At 49.0% G+C, this 19,806-nt stretch carries 12 protein-coding genes; 6 read left to right on the forward strand and 6 right to left on the reverse strand.

Translation table 11 applies throughout. The annotated features are described in order from the left end of the window. The first annotated feature begins 4 nt into the window (after positions 1-4). A complete protein-coding gene (dbpA, locus tag BGE37_RS11930; protein ID WP_088542034.1) occupies positions 5-1,378 on the forward strand; it encodes an ATP-dependent RNA helicase DbpA in 1,374 nt (457 codons plus the stop codon). A gap of 128 nt (positions 1,379-1,506) precedes the next feature. Here dbpA and ttcA read toward each other — a convergent pair whose 3' ends face one another. The 4 genes from ttcA to nifJ all read right to left on the reverse strand — a co-directional run bounded on the left by ttcA (position 1,507) and on the right by nifJ (position 8,216). Further along, positions 1,507-2,442, reverse strand: coding sequence for a tRNA 2-thiocytidine(32) synthetase TtcA (gene ttcA, locus BGE37_RS11935; protein ID WP_000081415.1), 936 nt, complete (start codon positions 2,440-2,442; stop codon positions 1,507-1,509). Between the two features lie 175 nt (positions 2,443-2,617). Further along, positions 2,618-3,052, reverse strand: coding sequence for a universal stress protein UspF (uspF, locus tag BGE37_RS11940; protein WP_001295593.1), 435 nt, complete (start codon positions 3,050-3,052; stop codon positions 2,618-2,620). A 140-nt stretch (positions 3,053-3,192) separates the two neighbouring features. Further along, positions 3,193-4,326 carry a porin OmpN gene (gene ompN, locus BGE37_RS11945; RefSeq protein WP_088542033.1) on the reverse strand — a complete coding sequence of 378 codons (1,134 nt, stop codon included), beginning with the start codon at positions 4,324-4,326 and terminating at the stop codon, positions 3,193-3,195. Between the two features lie 365 nt (positions 4,327-4,691). Then, on the reverse strand, positions 4,692-8,216 hold the full coding sequence (gene nifJ / locus BGE37_RS11950) for a pyruvate:ferredoxin (flavodoxin) oxidoreductase (protein WP_105288054.1): 3,525 nt from the start codon (positions 8,214-8,216) through the stop codon (positions 4,692-4,694). Positions 8,217-8,489: 273 nt separating this feature from the next. Here nifJ and BGE37_RS11955 point away from each other — a divergent pair, with 273 nt between their 5' ends. Next, on the forward strand, positions 8,490-8,756 hold the full coding sequence (locus tag BGE37_RS11955) for a putative hemolysin (protein WP_088542031.1): 267 nt from the start codon (positions 8,490-8,492) through the stop codon (positions 8,754-8,756). On the opposite strand, the gene hslJ is transcribed toward BGE37_RS11955, so the two are convergent. Together hslJ and ldhA are read right to left on the reverse strand one after the other, a co-directional pair. Next, positions 8,753-9,175 (reverse strand): heat shock protein HslJ, encoded by a 423-nt coding sequence (hslJ, locus tag BGE37_RS11960; RefSeq protein ID WP_001309480.1) that lies wholly within the window; start codon positions 9,173-9,175, stop codon positions 8,753-8,755. The genes BGE37_RS11955 and hslJ overlap by 4 nt on opposite strands. A 110-nt stretch (positions 9,176-9,285) precedes the next feature. After that, positions 9,286-10,275, reverse strand: coding sequence for a D-lactate dehydrogenase (ldhA, locus tag BGE37_RS11965; RefSeq protein WP_000762229.1), 990 nt, complete (start codon positions 10,273-10,275; stop codon positions 9,286-9,288). A 207-nt stretch (positions 10,276-10,482) separates the two neighbouring features. On the opposite strand from ldhA, the gene BGE37_RS11970 reads away from it, so the two are divergent. The 4 genes from BGE37_RS11970 (at position 10,483) to BGE37_RS11985 (ending at position 19,774) form a co-directional block, all read left to right on the forward strand. Next, the gene (locus BGE37_RS11970; RefSeq protein WP_088542030.1) at positions 10,483-13,122 is read left to right on the forward strand and encodes a YdbH family protein; all 2,640 of its coding nucleotides are present in this window, start codon (positions 10,483-10,485) and stop codon (positions 13,120-13,122) included. After that, positions 13,119-13,304, forward strand: coding sequence for a YnbE family lipoprotein (locus BGE37_RS11975; RefSeq protein ID WP_000698143.1), 186 nt, complete (start codon positions 13,119-13,121; stop codon positions 13,302-13,304). Before BGE37_RS11970 ends, BGE37_RS11975 begins: the two co-directional genes overlap by 4 nt. A 4-nt stretch (positions 13,305-13,308) precedes the next feature. Further along, complete coding sequence (locus BGE37_RS11980; protein ID WP_160530660.1) at positions 13,309-13,635, forward strand: YdbL family protein; 327 nt, start codon at positions 13,309-13,311, stop codon at positions 13,633-13,635. A gap of 646 nt (positions 13,636-14,281) precedes the next feature. Further along, positions 14,282-19,774 carry a BigA/YdbA N-terminal beta-barrel domain-containing protein gene (locus tag BGE37_RS11985; RefSeq protein WP_088542029.1) on the forward strand — a complete coding sequence of 1,831 codons (5,493 nt, stop codon included), beginning with the start codon at positions 14,282-14,284 and terminating at the stop codon, positions 19,772-19,774. The last annotated feature ends 32 nt before the right edge of the window (positions 19,775-19,806 follow it).

Consider the following 19,806-nt stretch of genomic DNA (forward strand, 5'->3'; position numbering starts at 1 on the left):
GATTGTGACCGCTTTTTCTACCCTGAATGTTTTGCCTCCCGCCCAACTCACGAACCTTAATGAGTTGGGTTATTTGACTATGACGCCGGTGCAGGCTGCCGCGCTTCCGGCGATCCTTGCCGGAAAAGATGTTCGCGTGCAGGCGAAAACCGGCAGCGGCAAAACGGCGGCTTTTGGCCTCGGGCTGCTACAGAAAATTGATGCGTCGCTATTTCAGACCCAGGCTTTAGTGCTGTGCCCTACGCGTGAACTGGCGGATCAGGTGGCAGGTGAATTGCGTCGGCTGGCGCGTTTTCTGCCAAATACCAAAATTTTGACTTTGTGCGGTGGTCAACCGTTCGGTATGCAGCGTGATTCGTTGCAACATGCGCCGCATATTATCGTGGCAACCCCAGGTCGTTTGCTGGACCATCTGCAAAAAGGCACGGTATCACTGGATGCGTTGAATATGCTGGTGATGGATGAAGCCGATCGCATGCTGGATATGGGATTTAGCGATGCCATTGATGATGTTATCCGTTTTGCGCCAGCATCTCGACAGACGCTTCTGTTTTCGGCAACCTGGCCGGAAGCCATCACCGCAATCAGCGGACGAGTTCAACGCGAGCCATTGGCGATTGAAATTGACTCAACAGATGCTCTGCCTCCCATTGAACAACAATTTTATGAGACATCCAGCAAAGGCAAAATTCCGCTGTTGCAACGGTTATTAAGTTTGCATCAGCCATCCTCTTGCGTGGTGTTTTGCAATACCAAAAAAGATTGTCAGGCTGTCTGCGACGCGCTGAATGACATAGGGCAAAGTGCATTGTCGTTACATGGCGATCTGGAGCAACGTGACCGCGATCAGACCCTGGTACGTTTTGCTAACGGTAGCGCTCGTGTGCTGGTCGCGACGGATGTTGCTGCGCGTGGTCTTGATATTAAATCGCTTGAGCTGGTAGTGAACTTTGAACTGGCGTGGGACCCTGAAGTTCATGTACATCGCATCGGTCGTACAGCGCGTGCAGGAAATAGCGGTCTGGCGATCAGTTTCTGTGCCCCGGAAGAAGCACAGCGGGCCAATATCATTTCTGACATGTTGCAGATAAAACTTAACTGGCAAACGCCGCCAGTTAATAGTTCCATTGTGCCGCTGGAAGCAGAAATGGCAACGTTATGTATCGATGGCGGGAAAAAAGCCAAAATGCGCCCGGGTGATGTATTAGGTGCGCTGACAGGAGATATCGGGCTTGATGGCGCAGATATTGGCAAAATCGCCGTGCATCCGGCGCATGTCTATGTCGCGGTGCGTCAGGCTGTTGCTCATAAAGCATGGAAACAGTTACAGGGCGGGAAGATTAAAGGAAAAACGTGCCGGGTGCGGTTATTAAAATAATGAAATGTTGAATCGCAGGGTGCAAGAGTAAACATCTTCTTCGGGATTGCCGGATGCGACGCTGGCCGCGTCTTATCCGGCCTCCATAAGAGTAGCCCGATAAGCTTGCGCATCGGGCGCTATCCGGGTTATTTCACTTCAACCACATTCAGTCGTAACTCATCCAACTGATTTTCATCTTCTTCAGGCTGCCAACCCGCCGGTTGTAGAGGGATCTCTTCGCGATCAAACGCCAGATCACCCCCGTTAACCACTTCAGAACCGTGGGTAATGCCTTTGAAATCGAACAGGTTGGTATCGCACAGATGCGACGGCACCACATTCTGCATCGCGCTGAACATCGTCTCGATACGCCCCGGATAACGTTTATCCCAGTCACGCAACATGTCAGCAATCACCTGACGTTGCAGGTTAGGCTGTGAACCGCACAGGTTGCACGGAATAATCGGGAACGCTTTTGCATCGGCAAAGCGCTGAATATCTTTCTCGCGGCAGTAGGCCAGCGGACGAATCACAATATGTTTGCCATCATCGCTCATCAGTTTCGGAGGCATACCTTTCATCTTGCCGCCGTAGAACATATTTAAGAACAACGTTTGCAGGATATCGTCACGATGGTGACCCAGCGCGATCTTCGTCGCTCCCAGTTCCGTTGCGGTACGGTAAAGAATTCCGCGACGAAGACGAGAACACAGTGAGCAAGTGGTTTTGCCCTCCGGAATCTTCTCTTTCACGATACCGTAAGTGTTCTCTTCCACAATCTTGTACTCAATGCCCAGCTTTTCAAGATACTCGGGCAGAACGTGTTCCGGGAAGCCCGGTTGCTTTTGATCGAGGTTAACAGCCACCAGCGAAAAATTGATTGGCGCGCTTTGCTGCAAATTGCGCAGAATCTCCAGCATGGTATAGCTGTCTTTACCCCCGGAGAGGCAAACCATGATGCGATCGCCTTCTTCAATCATATTGAAGTCAGCAATGGCTTCGCCCACGTTACGACGCAGACGTTTTTGTAATTTGTTGAGATTGTATTGTTCTTTCTTACTAATTTCTTGATTTTGCGACATTTAAAAGCGACTCAATTCGTTATATGGCATCAGAAGAGTATGCGTCATGCCGGAACGCCCAGCATAAGAAATCTGATATAAAAACTGTGGCGTGTATGGTACGGATTAGAGGGGAAAATGTCAGCACATTTGCGAAATGAATCAAAAAGCCCGCAGCAATGTGCGGGCGTTAGTGTCAGCGCACAACCAGCACGGAGCACTCTGCGTGACGCACTACAGCTGCGGCGTTAGAACCGAGCAGATAAGTGGTGATATCCGGTCGATGGGAAGCAATGATGATCATATGAGCGGGGATCTTCTTCGCCAATTCCAGAATGCGGTCTTTGGGCGAGCCTTCCTCAACATGGACATGCACTCTGTCGGTTGGCAGTTTAAATTTTTTAATGATCTCTTCCAGTTGCGATTTGGCTTCCGCTTTCAGGTCATCCATTGCCGGTAATTCTGCGGAATACGCTAAACCCAGAGAGGCATAGTAGGGCAGTGAAGGTATTACCGTCAGGAAATGAACCTCTGCATCATCAATCTTTGCCTCTGCCTCAACGTGGCTAATCACGCGTTGAGTTAATTCTGAATCGGAAATATCGATAGGGACAAGAATCGTTCTGTTCATAAAACCTCCTGTTTTAGTATCCGCATAAAGTGTAACGCCAGATGACACTTTTTGTGTAATGACGGAGTTCACATTTTTAATTTAGATCAAAGGAGGAAGAATAAGCAGAAAAAGCCCGCCATAACAGCGGGCAGGAGGATTTAGAACTGATAAACCAGACCTAAAGCGACAATATCATCGGTAGAGATGCCGTTGGCAGCGTAGAAGCTGTCATCTTCATCCAACAGGTTGATTTTATAGTCAACGTAGGTGGACATATTTTTGTTGAAATAGTAAGTCGCGCCAACATCGGCGTATTTAACCAGATCTTTATCATCAACACCTGCCGGGTTGTCTGCACCACCGGCAGCGTGCAGGTCACGGCCTTTAGACATCAGGAAAGAGACTGCCGGACGCAGACCAGAATCAAACTGGTACTGTGCAGTGACTTCAAAGTTCTGGGTTTTGTTTGCAACAGCATAATCGCTGTCGCCAAACGGGGTCATATTACGCGTTTCTGAATACATGGTTGCCAGGTAAATATTGTTAGCATCGTATTTTAGCCCAGCAGTCCACGCGTCTGCTTTATCACCATCAGCCGCAGTATGGTTAACCTGGTCATTGGTGCGGTCAGAAGAGGTGTATGCCGCACCAGCGCTAAAGCCCATGCCTAAATCATATGTTGTGGAAAGACCCCAGCCGTCACCGTTTTCATGGCGAACATCACGTCCGTTGTTGGTGCCTTCCTGACCATTACTGGCTCCTTCGTTGTTACCTTGATACTGCACCGCGAAGTTCAGACCATTTACCAGACCGAAGAAATCAGTGTTACGATAAGTCGCGACGCCATTGGCACGACCAGTCATAAAGTTGTCTGCATTGGTATAAGAGTCACCGCCAAATTCAGGCAGCATATCGGTCCAGCCTTCGATGTCGTACAGTACGCCATAATTACGTCCGTAATCGAAAGAACCGTAATTTGCAAATTTCAGTCCGGCAAATGCCAGACGGGTCCATGACTGGTTTTTTGAAGATTCAGTGTTGTTTGCCTGAATATTGTATTCCCATTGACCGTAGCCAGTAAGTTGATCGTTAATTTGGGTTTCGCCTTTAAAACCCAGACGCGCATAGCTCTGGTCGCCATCTTTCGCTGAATTATCAGAAAAATAATGCAGGCCATCAACTTTGCCATACAGATCTAATTTGTTGCCGTCTTTATTATAAACTTCGGCTGCATGTGCAGCACCTGCGGCGAGCAGGGCAGGAATTAAAAGTGCCAGTACTTTGCTTTTCATTGAATAAATCCTTTAGTTATTTTATTTGCCTTTTATCCCCATTTCGGGGAATGAAAACATCCTAAAGGAGAAGTTCAGTTAGCCGATAAATATCATTTGTTACGCCTTAAGTAAAACCTTAATCAAATAATTCCTCTGAAATGATAATAAGTCTGGTGAATGTATCGAAGATAATACATACAAAATAAAAATTATACTTTTAATTTGCTATACGTTATTCTGCGCGAGTTATATGCCTTTATTGTCACAGATTTTATTTTCTGTTGGGCCATTGCATTGCCACTGATTTTCCAACATATAAAAAGACAAGCCCGAACAGTCGTCCGGGCTTTTTTTTAGAATTGGATAATCCTTATCCAGAGCATTTAATCGGTGTTGCTTTTTTCCGCTTTTCCGGCCATTTGTGCCAGGAAGTCATAGCGTTTTTGCAAATCAGCTGCGGCATCTTTCCATAACTGTTCTGCCACTTCTGGCTGCTGCGAATTCAGACGACGGAAACGCTGCTCGTGAAGTAACGTTTCTTCCAGTGCTTCTGACGGCGGTCGTGAATCCAGCGCCAGCGGCAGTTTGCCTTCATCGGCACGACGCGGATCAAAGCGATATAGCGGCCAGAAGCCGGTAGCAGTGAGTTGGCGCATCTGGTCGTGACTGAGTGCCAGATCGTAACCATGCTCTTCACACGGGCTATAAGCGATGATCAGCGATGGCCCCGGATACGCTTCCGCTTCCTGAATCGCTTTCACCGTCTGGTTGAGCTGCGCGCCGAGAGAAATCTGCGCCACATAAACATGACCGTACATCATCATACTGACGCCAAGATCTTTACGCGCTTTACGTTTGCCGTGCTCGCCAAACTTAGTCACCGCGCCAAGCGGCGTGGCTTTTGACGCCTGACCACCGGTATTGGAATAGCATTGCGTATCCAGCACCAGAATGTTGACGTTTTCCGTCAAACTCAATACATGATCCAAACCGCCAAAGCCGATATCGTAAGCCCAGCCATCGCCACCAATCAGCCAGATCGATTTTTCCACCAGTGCATCTGCATCACGTAGCAGTTCATGTGCTTCGGCAACATCGTTGAGTTGCTGACGTAAAGCTGCAACCTGTTCACGACGAACCTCTGGCGTGGCGTCTGATTTCAACGCAGTCAGTAATTCCGCCGGGATTTTATCGGCAAATTGATCCAGCAGACGCAGCACGCGGACACGGTGTTGATCGACCGTCAGGCGGAAACCAAGGCCAAATTCGGCGTTATCTTCAAACAGCGAGTTCGCCCATGCCGGTCCACGACCGTTGGCATCGGTAGTATACGGTGTAGAGGGCAGGTTACCGCCATAAATTGAAGAACAACCCGTAGCGTTAGCGATCAACATCCGATCGCCATAGAGCTGAGTCAGCAATTTAATATACGGCGTCTCGCCACAACCAGAGCAAGCACCTGAATATTCAAACAGCGGTGTAATCAGTTGCGATGTACGAATATCAATACGTTCCAGTTTGCTGCGATCGATTTCTGGTAAATTCAGGAAGAAGTCGTAATTGATTTTCTCTTCCTCGACATGTTCCAGGCGCGACATCATATTGATGGCTTTAATCTCTGGATCCTGACGGTCTTTCGCCGGGCAAACTTCGACGCACAGGTTACAGCCGGTGCAATCTTCCGGAGCTACCTGCAAGACATATTTCTGCCCGCGCATATCACGCGATTTTACATCCAGCGAATGCAGGCTGGCAGGGGCATTTTCCATTGCTTCAGGCGGCACCACTTTGGCGCGAATAGCTGAGTGTGGGCAAGCGGCAACGCAGTGGTTACATTGGGTACAGAGTTCCTCTTTCCAGATGGGGATCTCTTCGGCAATATTGCGTTTTTCCCAGCGGGTGGTACCCATCGGCCAGGTGCCGTCTGGCGGCAGCGCCGAAACGGGGAGAGCATCGCCAAGTCCGGCGAGCATCGCAGCGGTAACGGTTTTCACGAAATCAGGAGCAGCATCGGAAACCACAGGCGGTCGATTGGCGCTGTGCGGATTAACCGGCTGCAGCGGAACTTCTTCTACCGATTCACGCGCCAGTGCCAGAGCCTGCCAGTTGCGTTCCACCAGATCCTGGCCTTTGCTGCTGTAGCTTTTGGCAATCGCGCCCTGCAATTCGGCCAGGGCGCTATCGCCAGGCAGAATTTGTGTCAAATGGAAAAATGCCATCTGCATGACAGTATTAATACGGGCCGCCAGGCCACATTCGCGGGCAATTTTCGCCGCGTTAATCACATAGAAACGCGCTTTTTTCTGGTTTAGCACGGCCTGAACTTCCTGCGGTAAGCGCGACCACACTTCCTCTGCGCTGTACGGCGTGTTGAGCAGGAAAATGCCGCCAGGTTTCAAACGTTCAGCCATCTGATATTTGTCGATAAACTGCAACTGGTGACAGCCAACAAAATCAGCCTGGGAAATGAGATAAGCGGAACGAATCGGCTGCTCGCTCACGCGAAGGTGAGAAACCGTCAGGCCGCCTGCCTTTTTGGAGTCGTAAACAAAATAGCCCTGTGCGTACCACGGCGTGGAATTACCGATAATTTTGATATTGTTTTTGGTCGCGGAAACGCTGCCATCACTACCAAGACCATAAAACAAGGCTTCCAGTTTCGCCGAGTTTGGCAGGGTGTTTTCCGGTAACGGAAGTGACAGATTGGTCACATCATCGTAAATACCAACCGTAAAGCGCGCTTTCGGTTTAGCCGCGTTGAGCTCGGCAAATACCGCCAGTACACAGTCCGGGCCAAATTCTTTGGATGAAAGACCATAGCGCCCGCCGATGACACGGGGCAGGGTTTCGCGCTCGCCATTATTAAAGGCTTCTGCCAGTGCAGTCATCACATCCAGATACAGGGGTTCCGCTTGCGCACCTGGCTCTTTGGTGCGATCCAGCACCGCCACTATCCGAACAGAGTCCGGCAATGCTTGCAGTAAGTGTTTGGCGGAGAAGGGGCGGTACAGGCGAACTTTCAGCACGCCGACTTTTTCGCCACGGGTCAGCAATTCATCAACCACTTCTTCACATGTGCCAATGGCAGAGCCCATCAGGATAATCACCCGTTCCGCTTGTGGATGCCCGTAATACTCAAACGGCTGATACTGGCGACCTGTCGCGGCAGCGAAATCATTCATTGCCTGTTCAACATGGTCATAGACTGCGTTGTACCATGGGTTGGTGGCTTCGCGAGACTGGAAATAAGTGTCAGGATTGGCGGACGTACCGCGGATCACCGGATGTTCCGGGTTGAGTGCACGGGCGCGATGAGCATCAATTTCTGCCTGCGGCATCAGTTCAAGAATAGTGTCATCGGCCAGCGGGACAATTTTATTGATCTCGTGGGAGGTGCGGAAACCATCAAAGAAATGAATAAATGGCACGCGACTTTTCAGCGTCGCAATGTGCGTAATGAGAGCAAAGTCTTGCGCCTCCTGGACGTTTGCTGCACACAACATCGCGCAACCCGTCTGGCGCACTGCCATGACGTCGGAATGATCGCCAAAAATAGAGAGTGCATGTGTGGCAACGGTACGAGCCGCAACATGCAGGACAAACGGCGTCAGTTCGCCTGCCAGTTTGTACAGCGTTGGGATCATCAGCAGCAAACCCTGCGATGACGTAAACGATGTTGAGAGGGCGCCAGTTTGCAAAGCACCATGCACGGTAGCGATAGCACCCGCTTCCGACTGCATTTCAACCACGCGTGGTGTGTCTCCCCAAACGTTTTTCAAGCCGTTTCCGGCCCATGCATCAGCCTGTTCTGCCATCGTGGAACTGGGGGTAATAGGGTAGATGGCGATAACTTCACTGGTGCGAAACGCCACCGAAGCAACCGCGCCATTACCGTCAATAGTAATCATATGACACCCTTACATTGCGCAAATGAGGGGCGCACGAAATTGCTGCGCGCCCAGTAGTTATCTTTCAATTTTAGCAAATGGCTTTCTTCTGCATTTTCGCTTTTGTGTCCCCCACATCAGCGTAATGAATGTTTTGATCAAACAGAGGGCAAAAAAATAGCCATAAAAAAGTAAAAATGCGGGGCAACGCGCAGGACAGCTCTCGACGCCGCCCTCTGTGCTGCCTATTATTTATGGCGGTGTCGTTTGGCTTGAAGATCAGAGGAAGAAAAGATGCGAGCAGCGTTTTGGGTAGGGTGTGCCGCTTTATTATTGTCGGCGTGTAGTAGTGAACCTGTTCAGCAGGCGACTGCGGCGCACGTAGCGCCAGGTTTAAAAGTGTCGATGTCCAGTAGTGGAGAAGCAAATTGTGCAATGATCGGCGGTTCGCTTTCTGTTGCCCGTCAACTGGATGGTACGGCGATTGGGATGTGTGCATTACCCAACGGCAAACGCTGTAGCGAACAGTCACTTGCCGCCGGGAGCTGTGGCAGCTATTAATTCATTAAATCCGCCAGCTTATAAGTTAATGTCTGTTTCGCGGTCGCCAGCGTTAACTGGTTCGCGGTCAGATCCACTTGTGCACCTTCTTTCAGCATTTCGCTAATGGTGTTATCGAGTTCATTAAGCTGCGGGTTAGCGCACATCATACGGGTCATTGCCAGCCCTTTGGCTGTCAGTTCACCATTTGACAGTTTGCCTTCACCGCTAAAGCGGTTACACATGCTGCCGGAAATCATCATCTTTTCACCAAAGCTGATTTCTGGCGGGTTTTTATCGCTGGTCACGGGCTTACCGTTTACGCTTTCCAGCACAAAGCGATGATGCTGTAGCTGTTCTGGGGTTACAGCAATTTTGTCATTACTTACACATCCCGCCATCAGCAGGCTTAGCGCAACAAGCGCGGCTACTTTCTTCATTGTGGTTCTCAATTACGGTTTCTGACTGAGGAATATTTTAAGAATAGAGGATGAAATATCTTTGGGGATTATCTGAATAAGCTCCCCTGGCGTACAGGGGAGCGGCAAGATTAAACCAGTTCGTTCGGGCAGGTTTCGCCTTTTTCCAGATTGCTTAAGTTTTGCAGGGTAGTTTGGGAAATACTGGTCAGAGCTTCTGCTGTCAGGAATGCCTGGTGCCCGGTAAACAGCACGTTGTGGCAGGCAGACAGACGACGGAAGACATCATCCTGGATTACGTCGTTGGATTTATCTTCAAAGAACAGATCGCGTTCGTTTTCATACACGTCCATACCCAACGAACCAATTTTCTGATTTTTCAGCGCTTCAATTGCCGCCTGAGAATCAATCAATGCACCGCGACTGGTATTGACGATCATCACGCCATTTTTCATCTGATCGAAGGCGGCTTCGTTCAACAGATGGTAGTTTTCCGGTGTCAGCGGGCAGTGCAGAGAGATAACGTCTGATTCAGAGAACAGGGTTGGCAGATCGACATACTCCACACCGAGTTCCAGCGCCGCCGCACTTGGATACGGATCGAACGCCAGCAGACGCATTCCAAAACCTTTGAGAATGCGCAGCATCGCCACACCGATTTTACCAGTACCGATAACGCCTGCCGTTTTGCCATACATGGTAAAGCCGGTCAGACCTTCCAGAGAGAAGTTGGCGTCACGCGTACGCTGATATGCGCGATGGATACGGCGGTTCAGCGTCATCATCATACCGATGGCGTGTTCAGCAACAGCTTCTGGATCATAGGCTGGAACACGGACTACTTTCAGCCCTAGTTCTTTTGCTGCGTCAAGGTCAACGTTATTGAAACCGGCACAGCGCAGGGCGATATATTTAACGCCGTGCTTTTTCAGTTCTTCCAGCACCGGGCGGCTGCCGTCATCGTTTACGAAAATACATACCGCTTCGCAGCCATTGGCCGTTTTAGCGGTTTTTTCCGTCAGCAGAAAGTCAAAAAATTCCAGCTCAAAGCCAAAGGACTCGTTCACCTGTTGCAGGTACTTCTTGTCGTACTGTTTTGTGCTATAAACGGCGAGTTTCATAAGACTTTCTCCAGTGATGTTGAATCACATTTAAGCTACTGAAAATATTTTACAAAATTTCAAATATAATTGAAAGCTATGGCGATATTGAAAAATTCATCAACAACTATGCTTAGTGTAGGCGCAACCTTCAACTGAACGGTTAAACATGCCACAATACCCGTATTGAATGCTTAATTTTTCGCTAAATCAGGATATTAACTACCCATGTTGGGTAAATATAAAGCCGTTCTCGCGCTGCTATTACTGATTATTCTTGTGCCGTTGACGCTACTGATGACGCTCGGGTTGTGGGTTCCCACGCTGGCGGGCATCTGGCTACCGCTCGGCACACGTATTGCTTTAGATGAAAGCCCACGCATTACGCGTAAAGGTTTAATCATTCCCGATCTCCGTTATCTGGTAGGAGATTGTCAGCTTGCACATATCACAAACGCCAGCCTTTCTCATCCCAGCCGCTGGTTATTGAACGTCGGCACGGTAGAACTTGATTCTGCTTGTCTGGCGAAATTGCCGCAGACGGAGCAATCGCCAGCCGCTCCGAAAACCCTCGCGCAGTGGCAGGCCATGTTGCCTAACACCTGGATCAATATCGATAAACTGATTTTTTCTCCCTGGCAGGAATGGCAGGGAAAACTCTCTCTCGCATTAAACTCCGATATCCAGCAACTGCGTTATCAGGGCGAAAAAGTTAAATTTCAAGGCCAGCTGAAAGGGCAACAACTTACAGTCAGCGAACTGGATGTCGTCGCGTTTGAAAATCAGCCGCCAGTTAAACTGGTGGGGGAATTTACTATGCCGCTAGTGCCGGATGGACTTCCTGTAAGTGGTCATGCTACTGCGACGTTAAACTTGCCGCAGGAGCCTTCACTGGTGGATGCCGAGCTGGACTGGCAGGAAAATAGCGGGCAATTGATTGTGCTGGCACGGGATAACGGCGATCCGTTGCTCGATCTGCCGTGGCAAATTACTCGCCAACAATTGACCGTAAGCGATGGTCGCTGGAGCTGGCCGTATGCAGGTTTTCCTTTGAGTGGACGACTGGGTGTCAAAGTCGACAACTGGCAGGCAGGGCTTGAGAATGCTCTGGTCAGCGGACGACTGAGTGTGCTGACCCAGGGGCAAGCGGGTAAGGGCAACGCGGTGCTTAATTTTGGCCCAGGAAAATTAAGCATGGATAACAGCCAGCTGCCTATGCAACTGACCGGTGAAGCGAAACAGGCGGACCTCATTTTATATGCCCGTTTACCTGCGCAGCTAAGCGGAAGTCTGACTGACCCAACGCTGGCCTTTGAGCCAGGCGCGTTATTACGTTCGAAGGGAAGAGTCATCGATTCGCTGGATATTGATGAAATCCGCTGGCCTTTAGCGGGTGTAAAAGTCACCCAACGTGGTGTTGACGGACGTTTGCAGGCCATTTTGCAGGCGCATGAAAATGAACTGGGCGATTTCGTACTGCATATGGATGGGCTGGCGAATGATTTTCTCCCTGACGCTGGCCGCTGGCAGTGGCGCTACTGGGGAAAAGGGAGTTTTACACCGATGAATGCCACCTGGGATGTCGCAGGAAAAGGTGAGTGGCATGACAGCACGATTACGCTGACCGATCTCTCAACCGGCTTTGACAAATTGCAATACGGGACAATGACGGTAGAAAAGCCGCGATTGATTCTCGACAAGCCCGTCGTCTGGGTACGTGATGTGCAGAATCCTTCGTTCAGCGGCGCGCTGTCACTGGACGCCGGGCAAACGCTGTTCACGGGTGGCAGTGTGTTACCGCCATCAACCTTAAAATTTAGTGTCGATGGACGCGATCCGACATATTTCCTCTTCAAAGGGGATTTACATGCTGGTGAGATTGGGCCGGTGCAGGTAAATGGACGCTGGGACGGCATTCGCCTGCGCGGTAACGCCTGGTGGCCTAAGCAATCGTTGACTGTGTTTCAACCGTTGGTGCCACCCGACTGGAAGATGAACTTACGCGATGGCGAGCTGTATGCCCAGGTTGCATTTTCTGCTGCGCCTGAACAAGGATTCCGCGCGGGAGGGCACGGTGTGTTGAAAGGCGGTAGTGCCTGGATGCCAGATAATCAGGTCAACGGTGTCGATTTTGTCCTGCCTTTCCGTTTTGCCGATGGAGCCTGGCATCTGGGGACTCGCGGCCCCGTTACGTTGCGAATTGCCGAAGTGATTAATCTGGTGACAGCGAAAAATATTACGGCTGACTTGCAAGGGCGTTATCCGTGGAGTGAAGACGAACCATTGTTGTTGACCGATGTTAGCGTCGATGTGTTAGGCGGTAACGTGCTGATGAAACAATTACGCATGCCGCAACATGACCCGGCGCTGTTGCGGCTGAATAATCTCTCATCCAGCGAACTGGTTAGCGCCGTCAATCCGAAACAATTCGCCATGTCCGGGGCATTTAGTGGGGCATTGCCTTTATGGCTGAACAATGAAAAATGGATAGTTAAAGACGGCTGGCTGGCAAATAGCGGACCAATGACTTTGCGGCTGGATAAAGACACCGCAGATGCGGTGGTGAAAGACAATATGACTGCGGGTTCAGCGATTAACTGGTTGCGCTATATGGAAATTAGCCGTTCATCGACAAAAATTAATTTAGATAATCTTGGTGTGTTAACCATGCAGGCCAATATTACAGGTACCAGTCGCGTCGACGGTAAAAGTGGTACGGTAAACCTTAATTACCATCATGAAGAGAATATTTTTACCCTGTGGCGCAGTTTACGCTTTGGCGATAATCTCCAGGCATGGTTGGAGCAGAACGCGCGTCTGCCGGAAAATGGCTGTCCGCAAGGAAAAGGGTGTGAGGAAAAACAATGAAAATTTTACTGGCTGCGTTGACGTCATCTTTTATGCTGGTTGGCTGTACGCCTCGCATTGAAGTCGCTGCACCTAAGGAACCGATCACTATCAATATGAACGTTAAAATTGAGCATGAGATCATCATTAAGGCAGACAAAGATGTCGAAGATTTACTCAAAACCCGTAGCGATCTTTTCTGAGGGGATGATGAAGAAAACATTACTTCTTTGTGCGTTTCTTGTTGGACTGGTAAGCAGCAATGTAGTGGCATTAACACTGGACGAGGCCAGAATTCAGGGGCGGGTAGGTGAAACATTTAACGGTTATTTGGTTGCGTTGAAAACGGATGCTGAAACAGAGAAATTAGTAACCGAGATTAATGCCGCACGTAAAGTGAGTTATCAACAACTGGCAAAGCAAAATAATGTATCGGTAGATGATATCGCGAAGCTTGCCGGACAAAAGCTTGTAGCTCGGGCCAAACCGGGGGAATATGTGCAGGGAATTAACGGGAAATGGTTGCAAAAATAAGCACTATGCAACAGCGATATTTCAATGATTTAATTTAAAGGCTGTATAGATATTTTATGGGTGTCCTATTTTTCCAATGCCATCATGAATATCATCATCAACCTCAATATTAAGGGTTTTTATAGTCAACCCAAATATGGACGGCATCGCTCATTTAAGTGAAGTTACGAGGTTTATGGGATTGCTTGTAACACCACATTGTTTTTAGCATCTTGCAAGCCTCATCTTCTGTCAACGCCTGGTAAACCTGTCAGGGGCAGTCAACAACAAACCGCAGTAGATAACCTCCAGATTTTCAGTGGGTTGATTAAATGGAACATGGTTGAAATGTTAATATTTTCACGATGAATGAATTTCCGGAGTGGTCAGTAATATGAATCAGCTACCCAATTTGACGCTGACATTGCTTTTTGTCTGATTATTGTTAGAGGATGTGTATTAATGCAACAAATAGCCTAAGTAATCGAATAATTTGTTTTTTATGTGTCTACATTGAGGTTTCGAAATACTAATTAAGTTGAATGTTCTGGGATTGCTAAATAAAATTTCAAGAGCAGGCATTAAATCATGACACAGCCTGTGGCTATTTCTTATCTATTACTCATATTTTATTATTTGAAATGTCATTCATTGAAAAGGATTTCTCATGCAAAAGAAAACGTTATTATCAGCGTGTATCGCTATAGCGTTAAGTGGCCAAAGCTGGGGGGCGGAAATAACAGAAGGCGAGAGTGCAGACAGTATGCGCAGAAGCTCTCAAATGACATGTCAGTCAGAAGGGCACGCCCGACCGTCAACGAAGTTGAAAACAGTGCCAGAAAAATGTGCTGTTGTTACAAATAATGGTTTCAGCTCGTTACTGGCATTAGGTGCCACGGCGGTACTGGCAACACTCGCAGTGATTGAATTGTCTCATGACAATGATCATTCTGCTCACTCTTCTTTTCCCCAGCCCATACCGCCAGATGATAATGGCCCTCTACCGCTACCCGTTCCCAGTGATGAAGATTCAGGTATACCTGTAAAGCCAGATAACGGCGGTAATGTTACTCCACCCGACAATAGCGGTGATGATGTTGACCCCCCGAGAACAGAACCCGTTGTCTTTGATAACAATGTGACATGGGACAAGGACGCGCAAACCCTGAAGATTCGCGGGGCGACGTTCACTTATACCCAAAATGAAGATGGTAGCTACACGCTGACGGCAAAAGATGGCCGAAAAACCATTGTGACTGAGTGGGAAAACCATGAAGAGACTCATACCGCCATGTTTAGTGGTGTGAGTACCACAGGTGATATGGAATGGCGCTACGATGACGAAGGTAAACTCCACGTCACACAGTTAGCCAGTGTCGTGTCTGATGGAACAACGGACAGAATAATTACCGTTAATGATGCGATTATCACTGACCAGGGCGGTAACACGGCCCTGAATGGCGGCACGGTGATGATGATTAATGGTAACAACATTGCGCTGACAAACGAGGGTAAAACAGAGGCTGTCGGTGAAGGTTCGGTGGTCGGTATCCTGACCGGCGATAATATAACCATCAATAATAACGGTCAGACGGTGGTCGATGCTGGCACGGCGGTTATCGTCAATGGCGATCGTACAATCTTAAATAACACTGGCGACTCCACTGTCAATAACGGCGGAATAGGGGCCGTTATTAGCGGTAATGATGTCAGGACCGATAATAAAGGACATATGACGGTTGATGGGCAAAATTCAACGGGCAGCAAAATCGTTGGTAATAATGCGACGGTTATACAGGAAGGGGATTTATACGTTAGCAATGCTGCACGGGGTATTGATGTTGAGGGTAATGGCGCGATCGTCAGCAACAAAGGAAATATAACGGTCGTGGATGAAAATTCGCAGGGTGTTTCTCTCAGTGGTGATGCGTCGACGTTCATTAACAGGGGGGATATATCCGTCAGTAATGGTAGTTCAGAGGCCAATGCGACAGGGATTCTGATTGAGGGTAATCATTCTACCCTTATCAATGTGGGGGACATCATTGCTGATAATTTCAGTACCGGGATTCGCATCATCGGAGATGATGGTCTGATTTCTCTGGCTGGCCGTGTGGATGTAGGGGATTATTCAACCGGTCTGGATGTCTCTGGAAATAATAACGCCATGACGCTGGCGACAAATGAGCTTAATGTGACCGGCAGTGTTGCGACAGGGGTAAATGTAGCCGGTGATGGCAATGAAGTTGAAATTACCGGTAATATTCTGGTGGATAAAAATCAGGCCGGAGAGCATTCAATAAATGACTTTTTTACCCCTTCTGTTGGCATTCAGGTGCAGGGACACGACAATAATATCGTATTAAATGGCAATCTTACCGTTGTTGCTGACAGTGAAGTCACTTCTCGTATCTATAATGAAATGGATGGCAGCCAGGAAAATATTAATGGTCTGGTTGTGTCGGGTGACGGTAATACCGTCGAAATTAATGGTGGTATCCATTTAGCTGGCGAAGAAAATACTCTACAGGATGGCTCCACACCTGCTTTAAAACGTAATGGTTATGGCGATACGCCTGTTATCAAAATCGATGGGCACTCTACTCTGTATCTAAATGGGGATTCAACAATCAGTGGTGTTTTTCCGCTTGGATTAGGCGATATCATTCAACTGAATAACCGAGCCCATTTAGAACTTGGCCGCAACGCCACTTTTATCCTAAAAGATATAAATACATTTGAACATTATAATAGTGACACATCACAGGTTGTACTGGTGAATTCCGGTTCGCAGATGATAAATAATGGTGATGTAGAACTGGGTAATATTGGCTTTGCCAGGGCTACTGGTGAAGAGTCGCTAGCTGTAAATAATAACAACGTAACGATTTCTATCTACGGCGTAGAGGGGAATACATCAGACTCTGCTAGTTCTGCGTATTTGAGCGTCTATGGTGGTCGAGTTGTTAATAACAGTGCCATCACCAGTAAGGTACTCGCGCAGGGACGTATTTTCAATAGTCTGAACGCTCAAGGTTTGAGTGACCCTTTAATTTTTAATAATCAAGTCATTAGTCTGACGGGGATGACGGCAGGCAACAATGGCACCGCTTTAAATAATACTGCCGGTGAGATCCAAATGTACGGCCGGGGGAGTGTTGGCATGCTGGCCTCCAATAATTCAACCATTGACAATATGGGTAAGATTTTCATTGACGCATTATGGGTTGATGAAAACGATACTTCCAGTCTGGCGTCCAATATCGCTCATGACAGCGCCAAAGATTATGCTGTCGGGATGGCTGTGGGTACAGACAGTTCTGGTGCCAGCGTTAATTCTACCGCCATTAACCAGCAGGGTGGTGAAATAACACTCTATAATTCCGGTGCCGGTATGGCTGCGATGAAGCCAGGTAACATTATTATTAACCAGGGAACTATAAATCTGGAAGTAAATGAAAATGATGATGATACGCTGGGGCCAAATAAATTGGTCGGCATGGCTGTTTACAATGGTGCCACTGCGATTAATGATCAGACGGGCATCATCAATATTAATGCTGAAAACGGGCAGGCGTTCTATAACGATGGCAGCGGGACTATCGTTAATTACGGATCCATCTGTACTTTTGGGAAATGCCAGGACAATAACGCCTATAACCCGACTGACGGGTTTGTTTCATTAAGCTGGAGAAATGGTGACATTATTTCGGCTGACGGGGAAACGCTTAACCTGTATTCATATGGCGGTACTACTGATATCACGGCAACCGCCGAAACCCTGGTAACAAACACGGGTACGGTCACCGGGGGACCTGTCACCGTGGCTGACTTTGGTCATCTGGTCAATGAAACCACGGGCAGTATTATTGAGGTTGATATCGCAACCGGTGGGGAATACACCAACCACGGCACGACAAAAACTGTTTCTGTGGATGGCGGCGTGTTCACTAACGAAGGTACGGTGAGCGGGCAAGTCGGAACGACTGTTGCAGGATCGGTTATTCACAACTCAGGCAGCATCAACACGGTTGACCAGTGGGCCAGCAATTTTTATAACACCGGAACGGTGAACGCCTGGAAAGGTTCTTCCGGGTCTGCCGTAATGAATAATCAGGCCGGTGGAAAAGTAGAGAAAATAACTTTTGCTGCAGCCTCTACCTTTAATAATGCTGGTACCGTAAATAATGCATCGGTTGATAAAGGTGGCACCTTCAACAATCTGGAAGGCAGTGTGGCAACGGTGGCGACGAATGCGCTGTGGACAGGACATTTTAATAATTGGGGGACAGTAGAAGGTGACATGAGAATTAGCACCGGTGGTGATGGGCATACGTTCTATAATGGCCAGTCTGGCTTCATCAACGGGCAGATCCTGACATCAAACACGGCCAGCAAGGCAATAAACGACGGCATTATTAATATCGACAAAAATAGTAATGTGGCGATGTCGGCGCACGGTAAAGCCAAAATGATCAACAACGGCACCATTAACGTTGGCACGCAAGGAACTACCAGGACAGGCATGGTAGGGATGCAACTGGAATCCGATGCCACGGCTGATGCGGTGATTGAGAATAACGGCACCATCAATATATATGCCAGCAATTCATATGCCTTCAGCAAGCTCGGGAGCAATGGTCATATTGTTAACAACGGCACTGTTTATATTGACGACAGCGTGAATGGTTCCGGATTAATTAAACAATCTGGCACGGTGATGGAGGGCAGTGGTGAAGGGGGAGACGGTACGGAAGTACACTATGTCGACTTTACCGCGCCGGAAGAACCCACCATTACGCCATACGACGACAGTCATTCTTCTTCCGTTAGCCGCAACGATGGCATGAACAACCTCAATGGTTACGTGGTGGGGACGAACGCCGATGGTAGCGCTGGTAAGCTGATGGTCAATAACGCCAGTATGAAAGGCGTGGAGATCAACACTGCTTTTGCGGCGGGAACGGCGGACAAAACCGCCAGCTTTGATGATGTGGTGCAAGGCAGCAACCTGACCGATGCGCAAGCGATCACTTCGACATCTGTTGTCTGGCAGGCGACAGGCAGTACCGACGCCAGCGGCAACGTTGACGTGACCATGAGCAAAAAAGCCTACACCGATGTGGCGACGGATGCCTCAGTGAATGACGTGGCAAAAGCGCTGGATGCGGGTTACACCAACAATGAGCTGTATACCAGTCTGAACGTCGGCACCACTGCAGAGCTGAACAGCGCACTTAAGCAAATTAGCGGTAGCCAGGCGACCACGGTATTCCGCGAAGCGCGTGTGTTAAGCAATCGCTTTAGTATGCTGGCAGACGCAGCACCGAAGATGGGCAACGGTCTGGCATTTAACGTGGTGGCGAAAGGCGATCCGCGTGCAGAGCTGGGGAATAATACCGAGTACGACATGCTGGCGCTGCGCAAAACCCTCGACCTGAGCGAAAACCAGACCATGAGCCTGGAGTACGGTATCGCCCGTCTGGACGGCGATGGTGCGCAGAAAGCGGGTGATAATGGTGTTACAGGCGGCTACAGCCAGTTCTTTGGCCTGAAGCATCAGATGTCCTTTGACAACGGTATGAGCTGGAATAACGCGCTGCGCTACGATATTCACCAACTGGACAGCAGCCGTTCGGTGGCTTACGGCGACATCAGTAAGACGGCAGACACGAATGTGAAACAACAGTACCTGGAGTTCCGCAGCGAAGGGGCGAAAACCTTTGAACCGCGCGAAGGGCTGAAAATCACGCCATATGCGGGTGTGAAACTGCGTCACACGCTGGAAGGCGACTATCAGGAGCGCAATGCCGGAGACTTTAACCTGAGCATGAACAGCGGCAGCGAAACGGCGGTGGACAGCATCGTCGGGCTGAAGCTGGACTACGCAGGGAAAGACGGCTGGAGTGCGAACGCCACGCTGGAAGGTGGGCCGAACCTCAGCTACAGCAAGAGCCAGCGCACGGCAAGCCTGGCAGGCGCAGGCAGCCAGCACTTTAATGTCGATGATGGGCAGAAGGGCGGCGGCATCAACAGTCTGGCAAGCGTCGGCGTGAAGTACAGCAGCAAAGAAAGTTCGCTGAATCTGGATGCTTACCACTGGAAAGAGGATGGTATCAGCGATAAAGGCGTGATGCTGAACTTCAAGAAAACGTTCTAATTTTTAGTATGTGATGCATAAACCGCAACGCT

Source organism: Escherichia sp. MOD1-EC6300 (genome assembly GCF_002965045.1).
Lineage (GTDB): Bacteria > Pseudomonadota > Gammaproteobacteria > Enterobacterales > Enterobacteriaceae > Escherichia > Escherichia coli_F.